The organism is Aeromonas sp. S12(2024), from assembly GCF_041402305.1.
In the GTDB taxonomy this organism is placed as follows: Bacteria; Pseudomonadota; Gammaproteobacteria; order Enterobacterales; family Aeromonadaceae; genus Aeromonas; species Aeromonas veronii.
In genome coordinates, this window is record NZ_JBGLRB010000015.1 from 26,456 (window position 1) to 41,868 (window position 15,413).

The window sequence follows — 15,413 nt, forward strand, 5'->3', positions numbered from 1 at the left end:
AGCAGCTAATGCAGGAATTGCGTTACATCTTGGTTGCCCTGGGCGGTATTGCTATTGCGGCATTGCTCATTCACGGGTTGTGGAGCAACAAAAAGAATCGTCAGGCACCGATCAAAGAGAAACCGATTGGACGGATGGACTCCAAGTCGCGGGATCGTGATAACGACGCCTTCGACAGCGATGGCATCGGCCAGGTACGTGTGGTCAGTGGTGGCCGTCGTGCCGAGCCCAAGCTGCGCAGTGAAGAGAGCCGCCAGCCGGAACTCGGTCGTCGCCCTGCCGTCCCCGCCTTTGATGATGAAGATGACGAGGACGATCTGCCGCCGCCCGTAGTGCGCAAGCCTGCTGCCCGCCCGGTTCCGCCACCTCCTGTCTATGAAGAGGAGGAAGCGTTCGACGAACCACTGCCCGAGGAGACCGACGAGGCGCCCGCCGCGCCGGTGCGCAAACCTGCTCAGGTCAATCGTCGTACCCCGGTCTACCGTTCCCGTCCCCAGCGCGATCCCATGATGCAGTCGCTGGATGACGAGCCGCTGGTCGAGCCCGCTTACGCGACCGCCCCGACTTTTGGTGCCCGTGCAGAGACAGTCCGTACCGCTGACACCGTTCGTGCCGAACCGGTGCGTGCTCCCGAGCCGGAATATCAGCCGCAGCCCCGTCATGTGGCTCCCGAGCCTGTGTATGAAGAGCCGGCCTATGTGGCACCTGCACCTGTGGTGGAAGAGCCGCGCATGGCGCCCCAACCGGTCGAGAAGATCTGGCAGGATGTCTATGTCATCAACCTGATGGGCCGTCCGGGTCACGACTTGCAAGGTGCGACCCTGCTCTCATCCCTGATGGCGCTGGGTTTCAAGTTTGGCGAGATGGATATTTTCCACCGTCACGAAGATCCCAACGGCAAGGGTGAAGTGCTCTTCTCCATGATCAACATGGTCAAGCCGGGCACCTTTAACCCGTACCGGATGGAACAGTTCACCACACCGGGTGTCTCCCTGTTCATGCAACTGCCGCTGCGCAGCAATGCCGCGTTTGCCTTCGAGGATATGCTGCAGGCTGCCGATCAGCTGGCCAGCGATCTCGATGCCATGCTGACAGATATGGATCGCAGCCCGCTGAGCGACGAGACCATTGCCCGTTACCGTCACGAGCTGGCTGCCTACGAGGCCAGTCGCGACTAATACGCCATGCGGGTCGAGTAAAGAAAAAGTGCGGTACCCAGGTACCGCATTTTTGTTTCTACCCCGGCCGTATGTTCAATCACACTTCGAGACTTTTTCATGAGCGACACCCTCTCCCGCCACCGTCAATTGTGTGAACTGCTTACCGAATATGGTCACCAGTATTATGTGCTGGATAACCCGACCGTACCGGACGCCGAATACGACCGTCTGATGCGCGAGCTGATCGCGCTGGAGGCTGACCACCCCGAGCTGAAAACCCCGGCTTCCCCCAGCGTGCGGGTCGGCGGTCAGCCGCTGACGGCGTTCAGTCAGGTGCGTCACGAGATCCCCATGCTCAGTCTGGATAACGTCTTTAGCTGCGAAGAGTTGCAGGCGTTCGAACAGCGCATGAGCGATCGCCTCAAGCGTGACGTGCGTTTCACCTTCTGCTGCGAGCCCAAGCTCGACGGTCTGGCGGTGAGCCTGCTCTATGTAAATGGTCAGCTGGTGCAGGCGGCCACCCGGGGCGATGGCGCCACCGGTGAGGAGATCACCGAGAATGTGCGTACCATCAAGGCCATTCCGCTCGCATTGCGGGGCTCTGGCTGGCCCGATCGGCTGGAGGTGCGTGGCGAAGTCTTTATGCCCAAGGCCGGTTTCGAGGCGATGAACGCCAAGGCACTGGCCGCAGGCGAGAAGGTGTTCGTCAACCCGCGCAACGCCGCCGCCGGCAGCCTGCGTCAGCTTGATTCACGCATCACCGCCAGCCGTCCCCTGAGCTTTTACGCTTACGGTGTCGGTGTTGGCGGCGAGCTGCTCGGTGACTCTCACTTTGGTCGCCTCCATCAGCTCAAGGAGTGGGGGCTGCCGCTTAGTCCCGAGGTGAAGCTCAAAGAGGGGGCCGCCGGTTGTCAGTCGTTCCACGACGACATTCTGGCCCGCCGTGGCGAGCTTCCTTACGAGATCGACGGCGTGGTCTACAAGGTGGATGCCATCGCTCTGCAGGAGGAGCTGGGCTTTGTGGCCCGCGCCCCGCGCTGGGCGACCGCCCACAAGTTCCCGGCGCAGGAGGAGATGACTCTGCTTGAGAACGTCGAGTTTCAGGTCGGCCGCACCGGCGCCGTGACCCCGGTCGCCAAGCTCAAACCGGTGTTTGTCGGCGGCGTGACTGTCTCCAACGCCACCTTGCACAACGCCGACGAGATCGAGCGCCTCGGCGTGATGATTGGCGATACCGTGATCGTGCGCCGGGCAGGGGATGTGATCCCGCAGATCGTCGCCGTGGTGGAGGCGCAGCGCCCAAGCGACGCCCGCGCGATCTTATTCCCGGCCGAGTGTCCGGTCTGTGGTTCGGATATTGTTCAAGAGAAAAAAATCGTCCAACAAAAAACCAAAACACTCGAAAAAATACTTGCGACTCGTAAATGTACGGGAGGGTTAAATTGTCTAGCTCAAGTCAAAGAATCTCTCAAACATTTCGTTAGCCGTAATGCGGTTGATATAGAAGGTGTTGGTGATAAAGTCATTGAACAGTTAGTAGATGGTGGATTAGTTAAACATCCAGCAGATCTATTTAGATTGAGTGTTGATGATTTTTTAAAATTAGATGGTTTTGCTGAAGTTTCAGCAAAAAATGCATTTGATGCTATTCAGGCTAAAATTGGTACAACATCCTCTATCGACTTTCTATTTGGATTGGGAATTCCATCTGTTGGTCAAGTTGTTGCAGAAAGACTGATTGTTGAGCTTGGATGCTTGGATAATATAATGTCAGCACCGAGAGGAATTATTAGTCAGATAAATGGTATCGGTTTAGATATTGATGCGGAAATATCAGACTATTTTAGTGCTGCTTCAGTAAGCGATTCGGTTATGGAACTAGCCGATGTAATGGGTGTGGAAAGATCTGGAATATCAATATCCAGAATGTATAAAAGAAAATTTTCAATGGCAAAAATCATTGAAGGTTTAAATATTGATGGCGTTGCTAAGACTTTCTCTGAAGCTATATCTAAAGAAATAACTTTGGATCAGTTGTGCAATGGTTTACAGCATGGTGATTTGGTTGGTATCACAACCACAGCCGGCACAAGTATCAGCAAGCAAAAAATTGATGCAGTTGTCAAAGGTATTAAAGAGAAGAAGCCCTTGCTTGATGCGGTCAAGATCTATGTTGATAAACATGCACTATTGGATGTTGACGATTCATTGGATTCTGAGCCAGCGGAAAAATCAGATAGCTTTATCGCGGGTAAGTCATTTGTAATCACTGGCAGTTTTACGTTCATGTCGAGGGATAAATTGAATTCAAAACTAAAGGAGCTTGGTGGTGAATCTAAAACTTCAGTGTCAAAAAATACAGATATGTTGATTATGGGTGATAAGGCTGGTAGCAAATTGAAAAAAGCGACCGAGCTAGGTATAAAAATCATCAATGAAGATGAATTGCGTTCTCTTCTGGAGTCTGAAAATGGAATTTAAGTATTCTGTTGATGGAAGTGAAGGTAATGTGTACACCGTTACTGTTAAAGAAAGTAATGGCGTATTAAATTTATATTGTGATTGTGCTGCTGGTTCTTATGGAAAGAAGTGTAAGCATAAATCAGGAATAATTGAAGGTATATTGAACGGCCAAATTAATGATGTTTTCAGGTCTGATTTTTTAGGTTCCGAGTTGTGTTCTCATTATCTTTCTTTGAAAGAGAGTGAAGCAGAGTTGGAGCAGATGAAGAAAGACGTTAAACGTAAGACCGCTCGTTTTGAAAGAGTCATGGCTGGATAAAAATTATTCATGTCTATGAACCCGGCCTTAGTGCCGGGTTCTTTTTTCTGGATGTTTAGGTTCTCACTCACGCCAGAGGATCTTGTGGCGCCATTTGTCGGGCACGGTGAGCTGCCAGCGGGCCAGCTCGCTCTTGCTGAAGACATATTCGCCGCGCAGGGCCGCGCGCGGGGAGATGGTACGGGGCAGGGTGCCCGCCAGTATGGTGTTGATGAGGCTGGCGGCCTGTATCCCCTGATCGTGGCCGTCCAGCACCAGCCCGCCGATGGCCATCCCCTTGCCGACGGTAAACTCCCAGAAACAGAAGATCGGCACCGGCGTGTTGGCGCTGGTCCACTCCAGCACCGTCTTTTCGCTCACATGCTTGCCATTGTCATCGACCAGCGTGTGGTAGAGGCCGAGGAAGATCGCCTGATAGCCGTTCTTCTTGGCGTTGAGCACCGCCTCCTGCCATAGGCTGTAATCCCCCATCAGCTGGCTGTTGATCCGGGTCTGGCCGACCCGCAGCTCGGTCTGGGTCTTGAATTCATCCTCGATGGCGGTGAGGGCCACATTGCTGGAATCAAACAGCACCAGTGCCTTGTCGAGCCCTCCCATCATCTGGCTTATTTCGCTGATGTTGCGTTTGAGCAGGGGGCGCTCCAGCACGCCGGTGATCTTGGGGTGGCCGACAAAGCCCTTGAGGCGCGGATTCTCGTTCATGCCAAGAAATACCACCGGGGTACCCAGCGAGGCGATCTCGTTGGCCAGATAGTTGATGGCGTTGTCATCCCCCAGTACTACCAGATCCGGTTTGCTCTTCAGATAAAAGGCGATGGCTTGCTGGGCTATTTCGTCGAACTTCTCCCGTGGATGGCGTTTGGTGTCCATGTAGAAGTGAGTGATCTTGTGCTCCCCCTGCAAGCCATTGAGCAGCCCTTTGTTGTAGCTTTGGTCCCACAGGTATTCGGGATGGTAGCTGCTGATCACCAGAATGTCTGCGGCCCAGAGCGGCAGTGAGAGGGTGGATAGCAGTAGCAACAGCAGGGAGGTGCGCATGGGTTGTCCCTTGTCGAGGGGGAGAGAGTTCTTGTTCAGTATGGGCGGTTTTGGTTGGCGCTGTCATCTCGAAACCTGTGCGGCGGGGGGCGATTTTTTTCGGGTGGGCGGATCGGACGCCAGCCCGCACCCTGCTTGAGATTGGATTTGAATGGGGCTCTTTTGGGTTGGTCGTGAACTGTCCCGCTCGCTGAAAAACCTGTTCTGGATCAAGAAATGAGGCTTCGCTTTGGTGCCTAATAGACACCACATATAGGGACGCATTCGTTTTTAATCCCTATATGTTGTGTTATTAAGCTGTGTATAAGCTGTTCCTCTCCTATCTTCAGCCCAGGCTTGTCAAGCCTCGGCTGAATTTATTTGCGTCCAGGACGAGATGCCGGGAGGGGGGCCCAACAAGGGTGAGCCAGAGGCAAAAGCCTGGCCTTTTAACGGGGAAAATCCATGAAACCGGTTGTGATCAAACGTGACGGATGTCGCGCACCATTCAATGCCCAGCTGATTGCAGAGGCGGTCAGCCGAGCGGCGGAAGCGGTCAATCAGGCCAATCCGGCACTCGCCTCCCGCATTGCCAATGCGGTGAGTCAGGAGCTGGAAGGGCGTGGTGAAGTTGATATCCACGAGATCCAGAACCGGGTCGAAAACCACCTGATGGCTTCCGACGACAAGGCCATCGCCCGTGCCTATATCGAATATCGTCACGACAGGGATCAGGCTCGCGAGGCGCGCGGCCGTCTGGCGCAGGAGATCCGCGGTCTGGTTGAGCAGACCAATGCCGCCTTGCTCAACGAGAATGCCAACAAAGACTCCAAGGTGATCCCGACCCAGCGCGACTTGCTGGCCGGTATCGTCGCCAAGCACTATGCCACCAGCCACATGCTGCCCCGTGATGTGGTTCAGGCCCACGAGAGCGGTGATCTGCACTTCCACGATCTCGACTACTCGCCTTTCTTCCCGATGTTCAACTGCATGTTGATCGACCTGAAGGGGATGCTGACCCACGGCTTCAAGATGGGCAATGCGGAGATCGATACCCCGAAATCCATCAGCACCGCCACGGCCGTGACCGCCCAGATCATCGCCCAGGTGGCGAGCCACATCTATGGTGGTACCACCATCAACCGCATCGATGAAGTGCTGGCTCCCTATGTGACCATCAGCTGGCAGAAGCACCGTGAAGTGGCCGAAGAGTGGGGCATTGCCGACGTAGAAGCCTACGCCATGGCCCGCACCGAGAAAGAGTGCTACGACGCCTTCCAGTCGTTGGAATACGAAGTCAACACCCTGCACACCGCCAACGGTCAGACGCCGTTTGTCACCTTCGGCTTTGGTCTGGGGGACAGCTGGGAGTCGCGGATGATCCAGCGCGCCATCCTCAGCAACCGTATCGCTGGCCTTGGCAAGAACAAGAAGACCGCCGTGTTCCCGAAACTGGTGTTCGCCATCAAGGATGGCCTCAACCACAAGCAGGGCGATCCCAACTACGACATCAAGCAGCTGGCGCTGGAGTGTGCCTCCAAGCGGATGTATCCGGACATCCTCAACTACGACCAGGTGGTCAAGGTGACCGGCTCCTTCAAGACCCCCATGGGTTGCCGCTCCTTCCTCGGTGCCTACGAGGAGAATGGCGAGCTGCTCCACGAAGGTCGCAACAACCTGGGGGTGGTGAGCCTCAACCTGCCGCGCATTGCCCTGAAATCCCGTGACGAAGCGGACTTCTGGGATCGTCTCGATGCCTCCCTGCGGGTCGCCAAGAAGGCGCTGATGTACCGCATCACCCGTCTGGACGGGGTGAAGGCGCGGGTTGCACCGATCCTCTATATGGAAGGGGCTTGCGGCGTGCGGCTGAAGGCGGACGACAACGTCAGCGAGATCTTCAAGAACGGTCGTGCCTCCATTTCCCTCGGTTATATCGGGGTTCACGAGACCATCAACGCCCTGTTTGGTGACAAGGTGCACCTGTTTGACAGCGCCGAGCTGCAACAGAAAGCCATCGCCATCATCGCCCGTCTCAGGGCGGCCATCGATGAGTGGAAAGAGGAGACTGGCTACGGCTTCAGCCTCTACTCCACCCCGAGCGAGAACCTCTGCACCCGCTTCTGCCGCATCGATGCCAAGGAGTTTGGCGTGGTATCCGGCGTGACCGACAAGGGTTACTACACCAACAGCTTCCACCTCGATGTGGAGAAGCAGGTCAACCCGTACGACAAGCTGGACTTCGAGGCGCCCTATCCGCCCATCGCCAGCGGTGGCTTCATCTGCTACGGCGAGTACCCCAACATCCAGCACAACCTGGAAGCGCTCGAAAACGTCTGGGATTACAGCTATGACAAGGTGCCTTACTACGGTACCAACACCCCCATCGACGAGTGCTACGACTGCGGCTTTACCGGCGAGTTCGAGTGCACCTCCAAGGGCTTTACCTGCCCGCGCTGCGGTAACCACGACCCGGCCAAGGTGTCGGTGACCCGCCGTGTCTGCGGCTACCTCGGCAGCCCGGATGCGCGCCCCTTCAATGCGGGCAAGCAGGAAGAGGTGAAGCGCCGCGTCAAACATATGTAAGCGCACAGGCGATGAAGAGCTGGCCCCTGACTCAAGGTGCCATTTTCATTGGAGGGCGACAGTTATGCCGCTGTCCAGTGAACGAGGCAGGAAACAAGCGATGCACTACCACCAATACTACCCGGTCGATGTGATCAACGGCCCCGGCACCCGTGCTACCCTGTTTGTCTCCGGCTGCGAGCACCAGTGCCCGGGTTGTTACAACCAGAGCACCTGGCGGCTCGATGGCGGCAAGCCGTTCGATGAGACGATGAGCGATCGCATCATTGCGGATCTCAACGACAGCCGCATCAAACGGCGAGGTCTGTCGCTTTCCGGCGGCGATCCGCTCCACCCTGCCAACGTGCCCCACGTGCTGGCGCTGGTGAAACGGGTGCGCGCCGAGTGTCCGGGCAAGGATATCTGGTGCTGGACCGGCTACCGGCTCGGCGAGCTGTCAGAGGCCCAGCGCGAGCTGGTCGCCCTGCTGGATGTGCTGGTGGATGGCAAGTTTGAAAAGGCGTTGGCAGACCCCGGCCTGCTCTGGCGTGGCAGCAGCAATCAGCAGATCCACGACCTCAACGCTTGGCGTGATGCGGGTGAGCGAATTCCCTGTCTGGTTTGCAGTTGAAGTCCGGGATGTTTATGGTTAGCTCATTCCAATCCTGATGACATTCATGAAGAGGAGAGCTGAGATGAACAATCTGCTCAAGATCCTGCTGGCCATTTTCCTGCCCCCTGTGTGCGCTTTTATCCAGGTGGGCTTTAGCCTGCACTTTTTAATCAACATAGTGCTGACCCTGATGGGCGGTCTGCCGGGCATGGTGCATGCGCTCTGGCTGGTGGTGAGCGACAAGCGCGGCTGATGCCAGCGGATGGTTAGTGAGCTTATTGACGATAAAAGGGCCAACCTCTCGGGGTTGGCCCTTTTGTTCATGTTCATACGAATACTTTTTCGTTAGGATGGGTGACTGACCAAGCGGGCCGCGTTGAGCGCCCTGCAGTCCGGCAACAAGCACCGGCAGAGAACAAGGAGCGTTACATGAAGTGGAAAGTCGCAGTATGGTCAGGTCTGGCAGTGACACTGTTGCTGGGGTGCTCATCCCATCAGGAGGTAGCGCACGAGCGCGCTCCGATCGCTATCCCTCTCGAGCAGTTGTCCAGCTACTGGGTTCAGGAGAAGCAGTGGTCATGGCTTGGCAATGACGAGCCCGCCCTGTCGGCCAAACCGGTCAAGGGGTATGTGGAAGTGCGCTATCAAATCGACGCCAGCGGCACGCCGGTCAAGCCGGAAGTGGTGGCGGCCGAGCCCCCCGGCGAGCTGGAGCAGAGCGCGCTGGCGACCCTCTCGCGGATCCGCTACAGCCCGGCAGAGGGCAACCCGGATGCCATTCCGGTCGAGGTGATCAACCGCTTCGAAATCGAGATCAACTGATCCCCCACCACTTCGATGCCAGAGAAACAGAGACCCCGGCCAGGCCGGGGTCACGTTTATTGCTGTTTGCAGTCGTTGTAGGCGGTCTGCCACTCGCCATCCTGATCCCGCAGTTCGACAAAGCCCTCATCCCCCTTGTTCCACCAGACGGCCTCATGTTCGTCCGTATAGCGGGCGCCGGAGGCCGAGACGGCTTGGGGCAGGGTGTAATCCTTGCCGTCCGGCAGTGACAGCTTGATAAAGTTGAGGCTCTCGTCGGAGAGGGAGAAGTAGCGCACCTGCACCTTCTTGCCCTGCTCGCACTGGTAACTGACCGGTTCGCCACCAGTGACTGAGAGGGTATTGCCCTGATTGCAGCCAGCGAGCAGGCTGAGGGCCAGCGCACCAGCGGCCATCATATGTACCTTATTCATGATTACAGCTCCATTGGTGTCATACGAGCGTGAGCCTAACAGGTTGCCGTTATTGTGCAATCCGCACAGCCATTCGGTGCGTCGCTGGCTGTCCGGCATACCGCGCGAGTATGAGGGGGCGCTATCAGGAAGGCATCGTCAATCAGTAGAGGCCAAGTCTGGTTTCAAACTGGCGGATCAGCGTCTCATAGATGCCGTTGTTTTTGATCTTCTGCAGCCCCTGCTCGAACTGTTTGGAGAGCGCTTCCCCTTGAGGGTGGTGGCGGGAGAAGGCGAGCCAGAAGCCATCGGTGGAGAGCTTGCCAACCTTGACCACCTTGCCGGTCAGCTGTTTTTGCTGGATCTTGAGGTAGCCCGGCATGCCGTTCATCAGGATGTAGTCGACCCGGCCACGTACCAGCATCTCGAGGATCTGGGCATCGGATTTGGCCTGAAAGCGGGTGATCCTGGGGTTCTCCATAAAATCGGTGGGGTAGGTGTAACCGAGGGTGATGCCCACCCGCTTGCCCTCCAGCGAGGTGAGCTTGAGATCCCGTTGCGGGTCGCTGGCAAGGGCGAAGATGGCAAGATCCTCCTCGAACATGGGGGTATCGTGCCAGTGGTACTGGTAGCGGTTCTCTTCGGTGATGGTGGCGTTGAAGCACCCCGCAAGTTTGCCGCTTTTCGCATCGTGCATGCAGCGGGCGAAGGGGAGGGTGCGAAAGACAATCTCGATCCCTTCGGCGGCGAACACCGCCTTGACCAGCTCAGGCGCCAGTCCGTGGGGCTGGTCATCCTCATTGTCCTTGTCGCGCTCGCAGTAGGGGGCCCAGTCATCTTCGGCACCTATGACAAGCGGGGTGGCCCCGAGCGGGCTGGTAGCCAACAGCATCAGACAAACCAGCCATTTCTTTAACAACGGAACCATAAGTGTGCACCTCATCGACAGCAGCCTTACAAGCATAGCCACACTTCTGCGCTGACTTGTAGTTGCAGGAGTATTGGTGAGGGAGGTAAACGAGGGCGAGAAAAAAAGCCCCGGCAGGCGACGGGGCGAAAGAGAGCTCATCCATGGGCTGACAACAGTGCTTACAACAGGAAATCAATAACCGAAGCGGGTTGCCTCGAAGCGATTGAGCAACCGGTGGACGAGGTAGCAGGCCAGCAGGGTGACCACGATGGCAAACAGTATGCTGCTCACCCGGTAGAGGGCGCTGAACACCAGATCGTTGCCCGGGGTGAGGTACTGGCCAAACAGGATGCCGAGGGTAGTGAGGGCGCCAAAGCCGACCCCGGAGCCACCAGCCTCCTTGACGTGGGCATGGCTGAACAACATGGCGCCGAGCCACAGCAGTGGAGCGACAAGCAACAGTTGCCCTGACCAGTCATAGAGCAGCAACTGGCCGAGCAAGCCGAAGGTGACCCCCAGCAAGGTGCCCATCGCCCGTTTGCGGGCATAACTGAGGGCGCCGTTCCAGTGCATGGGGAACAGCACCAGCAGGGTCGTAGCCTGGGCAGACATGGAGTCGCGCAGGTCAAACACCTGAAATACCAGAAACGACAGGGTGGCCACAGTGGCGCCCAGCAGGGCTTCATGGCGCATCCGGTGCGGCGCCTTGGGGGCCGAGGCGGGCTTGGGTCTGGCCTCCACATCCGGGATCAGCATGGTCATCAGATAGGCGATTAGTACCGACAGCATGCTCGCCCAGATATTGTTGAGGATCAGGTCGTTGAGGTCGGTCTGCGGATAGCTGGCAAAGTGCAGCATGATGCTGAGGCTCAGCACCCCGTTGGCCCCGAACAGAAACAGGCTGCCCCGCGACATGGCGGCGAAACGGTAGAGAAACAGCAGAAAGGCGATAGGGGTCATCAGCGCCGGATGGCTGCCAAACAGCCCCCCCAGCAGCCCGACCTCCACCCCACAGACCACCGCCGCCGCGATCAGCTGGCGTGCGGCATGGCCATTCATCACCGGCACCATTCCCAGCAGCAGCACCGGTGTAACCGTATAGAAGACCCCGTAATTCCAGCCAAACAGTTTGCAGAGCAGAAAGCCCGTGGTGCAGCCAAAGGCGATGCGCAGGCACTGGCGCAGCTCGTTGCCGGTGAGGGGCCGATACCAGAGGTGGGTGGCAGCACCACCGGCGGGGTGTGCTGGGGCAGTATTGGCCGACGGGTGAGTGGCGTGGTTAGTAGACATAATGGAGCAGGCTGAGCAGGTGGATCTGGCCCCGTGCCAGCATGGCAGTCAGGGCATTGTCCGGCAGCAGTTGCACCGTGGCCCGCGCCCCGGCTGGCAGATGGTCGGGGAGCTGCTCCAGCTCGAGGTGCAGCCGCATCCGCTGGGCATCCCGTACCCAGCGATCAGACTCCACCGGCGCGGCCAGTCGACCATTGGCATCAAACTGACCGGCACTCACCCCGGCATCCAAACTGCTCACCCGGGCAGGATAGAGCTGACCCGGTTCGCCATCGAAGGCGACCAGTGCGCGGGTTTGCTCGCCAACATGGCGCAGGCTCTTCTCCCTAAAATCGGCAATGACATCTACCTGTTCCGACACCAGCGCCAGCAGCGGGCTGCCAGCACTGGCGATACTGCCCGGCTTGAGCTGCAGGTTGGTGATGGTGCCATCCTGATCCGCGTGGACCTGGCTGTAAGAGAGGGCCAGCTGCGCTTGCGCCAGCTTGTTGCGGGCCTGGCGCAGCAACAGATTATCCTCACCGGTCACGCCACGACTGGCCTTGATCTGGGCCAGTTTGGCCTGACTGGCGCGCAGGTTGGCCTGGGCGCTGCGCAGGGCGCTGTCAGCCTCATCTTTTTGTTGCAGCGAAACCATGTGACGTTGGTACAGCGCATCGATCCGCTCAGCCTCGCGCCACTTCTGGCTGGCCAGAGTCTCCTTGGCGTTGATCTCGGCAACGGCGACGGTCAGGGCGGCATCCAGTTCACTGTTCTGCTGCTCTGCCTGCGCCAGCGCAAGGCGGGCCTGCTCCACTGCCAGTTCAAAAGGGGCCGGATCCAGCCTGAACAGCAGATCCCCCTTCTTGACCTGCTGGTTGTTGTGAACGGCGACCTCGATCACCTTGCCGCTCACCTGGGGGGCCAGCTTGGTGACCACCCGGGTCGCCATCGCCTGCGGTGTGAGGGGCATCAGCAGGTCGGCTATCAGAAAATAGGCAAACAGGGTGGCAAAGCCCGCCATGGACCATTTGATCCAGCGGGTAAATTGTTGATCCGGGGTCATCTTATTCTCTCTCTGTGTCGGTCTCGGGAGGGCTTGTATCGCCTCCGGCTTGTCGGTCGTGGTGTTGTTCAATTTTGCTGAGGGCGTTGGCCGAGATCCGCTGCACCGTGGCTTCAAACAGTTGCAGGGTCTGCTCGTCGATGCCCCCCAGCAGCTCCCGGCGAATATTCATGATGCGGTCGGCGATCTGATCGAGCAGGGTCTGGCCAGCCGGGGTCACGCAGACGATGCGGGCCCGCTTGTCCTGACTGCAGCAGTGGCGCTCAATCAGTCCCTGCTCTTCCAGCTGGCCCAGGGTGCGCATCAGGGATGGGAGCTCTATCTCGAGGGCTTCGGCCAGGGTCTTCTGGCTGACATGGTTCCCCATGCGGGAGAGCTTCCACAGCGCGGTCCAGCGGGGATGGGTGAGGCCAAGGGGAGCCAGCTCCAGGTCGGCGGCAGTACGCCATAGCCGGTGCATCCGCGCTATCTGCTCGGCGAGCGACAGCTCGCGCAACCTTTCCAGATCCGTCATCTTCTCATCCTCAATGTACTTAGCCTGCTAACTATCATACTTGTTTAGCAGGCTAAGTAAATAGTGTGATGCGGGTCATGTTTCTGGTCGGATCTTTCGCTGGTGCGAGTTGGCAGCATTCGAGCCCCTGATATTATTTTCGGGGCTGATCCACTCGAGGCTCTCTTGCCGCTTCGGATATTGCGCCGTGAATGGAGGATATCCGGCGATTATTTTCATGAAATTTTCAGCTTCAGCGAGCAGCTCTTTTTTTATCCGCTAATATTGATGGGGTTATAAAACAAGGGGGAAACGGGTTGTGGATGGATATGACAGTGGATGTGTGTATCTGGCAATTGAAGCGCTGTTGAGTGATGGAGAATATGGTGCAGAGTCACACCATGGCGTGAATCGGGAAGGCGCTATCAGAAGTACCGATATCAGTCATGATTTTGACCCCGCCAATATTCCATTGCTGTTGGCAGAATAGACCTTACCATGTGTGATCCTTGTGAGTTCAAGCCAGTGCTCTGGTATTCGCTGGCTTGACTCATCACTATTTCAATCTCCCCTTTTTGCATCTTTCTCCTCACCATTTTTCATCGTGCGTGCTTCCTGCACGCCGACTCAAACCCTGATGTGGCACGCCGTGGCACTCGCGTCATGGTGATGACATTGCCCGCTGATTATCACTCACAGGAGCTGTGGCGATAAATGGTCGCAGAGCTTGTCATCTGGCTCTGTTATTTCCCCGAAGGGGGAGAGATCATCGCATCGTTATTACTGCTGATCATTCCAATATCCGCCATTGGGCTCGCTCGTTTTATCGCCCAATTTCCTGGTCGAGCAGGGCATCGATGGTCTGGTGTTCTATTGTGCTGCGCACGTTAGCGGCACCATGATGTTTAAGTTTTTAATGTTTTTATATGGCTTTGCAGTCTGGCTAACCGACAGGAGTGAGGGGGATCAATAAAGTAGCGGTCACAATCACACGCAGAGTACATAACAATGAAAAACCTCTCTCCCCTACAAACCACACAAGAAAAGGCCGCCTTTATGGGCGGCCAACAAATTGCCGGTATGCCGCTCTTTATATTTCTGGGGTTGGCAACCTGTGTTCTCTTTTCCGGCTGGAATGGCTCGCTGCCGCTGGGCATGGTCGGTGCGCTGGCACTGATGTTTGTGCTGGGCACCCTGCTGACCGAGTTGGGTGAGCGGATCATGCCAATCCGTGAATATCTTGGGGGCGGCACCATCCTCGCCATCTTTGGCGGCGCCGCCCTGTTCGAATATCAGCTGCTGCCGGTGCAGGCGGGGCAGGTCATCACCAACTTCATGAAGGAGGGGGGCTTTCTCAACTTCTTTATCGCCAGTCTGGTGACCGGTTCTGTGTTCGGTATGAGCGGCGCTTTGCTGAAAAATGCCGCCATGCGCTATCTGCCGGTCATTCTTGGCGGCGTCGCGCTGGCACTGCTGAGCGTGGGGCTGGTCGGCTCCCTGATGGGGTATGGCTTCAAGAATGCGGTGCTTCTGATCGGCTTGCCGATCATGGGTGGTGGCATGGGGGCGGGGGCTGTGCCTCTGGTGGAGATCCTCTCCGGCCCGATGCAGATGTCCAGTGCGGATCTCTTGTCGCGCATGGTGCCGGCGGTGGTGATCGCCAATACCCTGGCCATTCTGGTGGGCTCCCTGCTGGCGCGGCTCGGTCGTCGTTACCCCTCCCTGACCGGTAACGGCAAGCTGATGATCAAGGAAAGTAGCCAGAGCATTGCTGACGAGCAGGCCGAAGCGCCGACCCTTCAGAGTCTGGGTATGGGCCTTTTCATCAGCTCCAGCATGTTTGTGCTGGGCTCCCTGCTTGGCAACTTTATCCCGATGCACCCCTTTGCCCTGATGATTTTGGCGGTCGCTTTTATCAAGGTGAGCGGCCTGCTGCCGCGCCGTTATGAGCAGGCGGCGGCCGACTGGTATCAGTTTGTGGTGAGCAACCTGACCCCCTCGCTGCTGGTGGGGATCGGCGTCGCCTATACCAGTATTCCGGAGCTCATCAGCGCCTTCTCAGTCAGCTACTTCGTGCTGGTCATGGTCACCGTAATCGGTGGCGCCCTCGGCGCGGCGCTGGTGGGCCGGATGATCGGCTTCTACCCCATCGAGGCGGCCATCACCGGCGGACTCTGCATGGCCAACATGGGCGGCACCGGTGACGTAGCCGTGCTCTCGGCGGCCCAGCGGATGAAGCTGATGCCCTTTGCCCAGATCTCCTCTCGCCTCGGCGGCGCCGTGATGCTGATCCTGGCCACCGCCCTTATCTCCCTGCTTGCCTGATA

At 57.5% G+C, this 15,413-nt stretch carries 15 protein-coding genes; 9 read left to right on the forward strand and 6 right to left on the reverse strand.

Features of this window, described 5'->3' with window-relative positions:
- Positions 1 to 8 precede the first annotated feature (8 nt).
- From zipA to ACB035_RS14635, 3 genes are all read left to right on the forward strand, one after another.
- Complete coding sequence (zipA, locus tag ACB035_RS14625; protein ID WP_371167549.1) at positions 9 to 1,178, forward strand: cell division protein ZipA; 1,170 nt, start codon at positions 9 to 11, stop codon at positions 1,176 to 1,178.
- Between the two features lie 99 nt (positions 1,179 to 1,277).
- Positions 1,278 to 3,641 (forward strand): NAD-dependent DNA ligase LigA, encoded by a 2,364-nt coding sequence (gene ligA / locus ACB035_RS14630; RefSeq protein ID WP_371167550.1) that lies wholly within the window; start codon positions 1,278 to 1,280, stop codon positions 3,639 to 3,641.
- Complete coding sequence (locus ACB035_RS14635) at positions 3,631 to 3,942, forward strand: SWIM zinc finger family protein (RefSeq protein ID WP_371167551.1); 312 nt, start codon at positions 3,631 to 3,633, stop codon at positions 3,940 to 3,942. Before ligA ends, ACB035_RS14635 begins: the two co-directional genes overlap by 11 nt.
- 63 nt (positions 3,943 to 4,005) lie before the next feature.
- Here the strand turns inward: ACB035_RS14635 and ACB035_RS14640 are convergent, their stop codons facing one another.
- On the reverse strand, positions 4,006 to 4,980 hold the full coding sequence (locus tag ACB035_RS14640) for an ABC transporter substrate-binding protein (RefSeq protein WP_371167552.1): 975 nt from the start codon (positions 4,978 to 4,980) through the stop codon (positions 4,006 to 4,008).
- Positions 4,981 to 5,424: 444 nt separating this feature from the next.
- Here ACB035_RS14640 and nrdD point away from each other — a divergent pair, with 444 nt between their 5' ends.
- From nrdD to ACB035_RS14660, 4 genes are all read left to right on the forward strand, one after another.
- The gene (gene nrdD / locus ACB035_RS14645; RefSeq protein ID WP_201972993.1) at positions 5,425 to 7,542 is read left to right on the forward strand and encodes an anaerobic ribonucleoside-triphosphate reductase; all 2,118 of its coding nucleotides are present in this window, start codon (positions 5,425 to 5,427) and stop codon (positions 7,540 to 7,542) included.
- Positions 7,543 to 7,642: 100 nt separating this feature from the next.
- On the forward strand, positions 7,643 to 8,152 hold the full coding sequence (gene nrdG / locus ACB035_RS14650) for an anaerobic ribonucleoside-triphosphate reductase-activating protein (RefSeq protein WP_371167553.1): 510 nt from the start codon (positions 7,643 to 7,645) through the stop codon (positions 8,150 to 8,152).
- 64 nt (positions 8,153 to 8,216) lie between these two features.
- Positions 8,217 to 8,387, forward strand: coding sequence for a YqaE/Pmp3 family membrane protein (locus ACB035_RS14655; protein ID WP_005338440.1), 171 nt, complete (start codon positions 8,217 to 8,219; stop codon positions 8,385 to 8,387).
- Positions 8,388 to 8,563: 176 nt separating this feature from the next.
- Positions 8,564 to 8,956, forward strand: a complete 393-nt coding sequence (locus tag ACB035_RS14660; RefSeq protein WP_371167554.1) for an energy transducer TonB — start codon at positions 8,564 to 8,566, stop codon at positions 8,954 to 8,956.
- A gap of 56 nt (positions 8,957 to 9,012) precedes the next feature.
- Here ACB035_RS14660 and ACB035_RS14665 read toward each other — a convergent pair whose 3' ends face one another.
- From ACB035_RS14665 to ACB035_RS14685, 5 genes are all read right to left on the reverse strand, one after another.
- Positions 9,013 to 9,369: an MliC family protein gene (locus ACB035_RS14665; protein ID WP_042079835.1), complete on the reverse strand. Its 357-nt coding sequence runs from the start codon at positions 9,367 to 9,369 to the stop codon at positions 9,013 to 9,015.
- Between the two features lie 142 nt (positions 9,370 to 9,511).
- A complete protein-coding gene (locus ACB035_RS14670) occupies positions 9,512 to 10,276 on the reverse strand; it encodes a transporter substrate-binding domain-containing protein (protein ID WP_042079834.1) in 765 nt (254 codons plus the stop codon).
- A gap of 174 nt (positions 10,277 to 10,450) precedes the next feature.
- The gene (locus tag ACB035_RS14675) at positions 10,451 to 11,548 is read right to left on the reverse strand and encodes a DUF2955 domain-containing protein (protein ID WP_199252046.1); all 1,098 of its coding nucleotides are present in this window, start codon (positions 11,546 to 11,548) and stop codon (positions 10,451 to 10,453) included.
- Positions 11,538 to 12,593, reverse strand: coding sequence for an HlyD family secretion protein (locus ACB035_RS14680; RefSeq protein ID WP_159143256.1), 1,056 nt, complete (start codon positions 12,591 to 12,593; stop codon positions 11,538 to 11,540). Before ACB035_RS14680 ends, ACB035_RS14675 begins: the two co-directional genes overlap by 11 nt.
- Position 12,594: 1 nt before the next feature.
- On the reverse strand, positions 12,595 to 13,107 hold the full coding sequence (locus tag ACB035_RS14685; RefSeq protein WP_005349886.1) for a MarR family transcriptional regulator: 513 nt from the start codon (positions 13,105 to 13,107) through the stop codon (positions 12,595 to 12,597).
- Positions 13,108 to 13,405: 298 nt separating this feature from the next.
- Here ACB035_RS14685 and ACB035_RS14690 point away from each other — a divergent pair, with 298 nt between their 5' ends.
- Together ACB035_RS14690 and ACB035_RS14695 are read left to right on the forward strand one after the other, a co-directional pair.
- On the forward strand, positions 13,406 to 13,576 hold the full coding sequence (locus ACB035_RS14690) for a hypothetical protein (protein ID WP_162838752.1): 171 nt from the start codon (positions 13,406 to 13,408) through the stop codon (positions 13,574 to 13,576).
- Positions 13,577 to 14,094: 518 nt separating this feature from the next.
- A complete protein-coding gene (locus ACB035_RS14695) occupies positions 14,095 to 15,411 on the forward strand; it encodes a 2-hydroxycarboxylate transporter family protein (protein ID WP_216951841.1) in 1,317 nt (438 codons plus the stop codon).
- Positions 15,412 to 15,413: the final 2 nt, after the last annotated feature.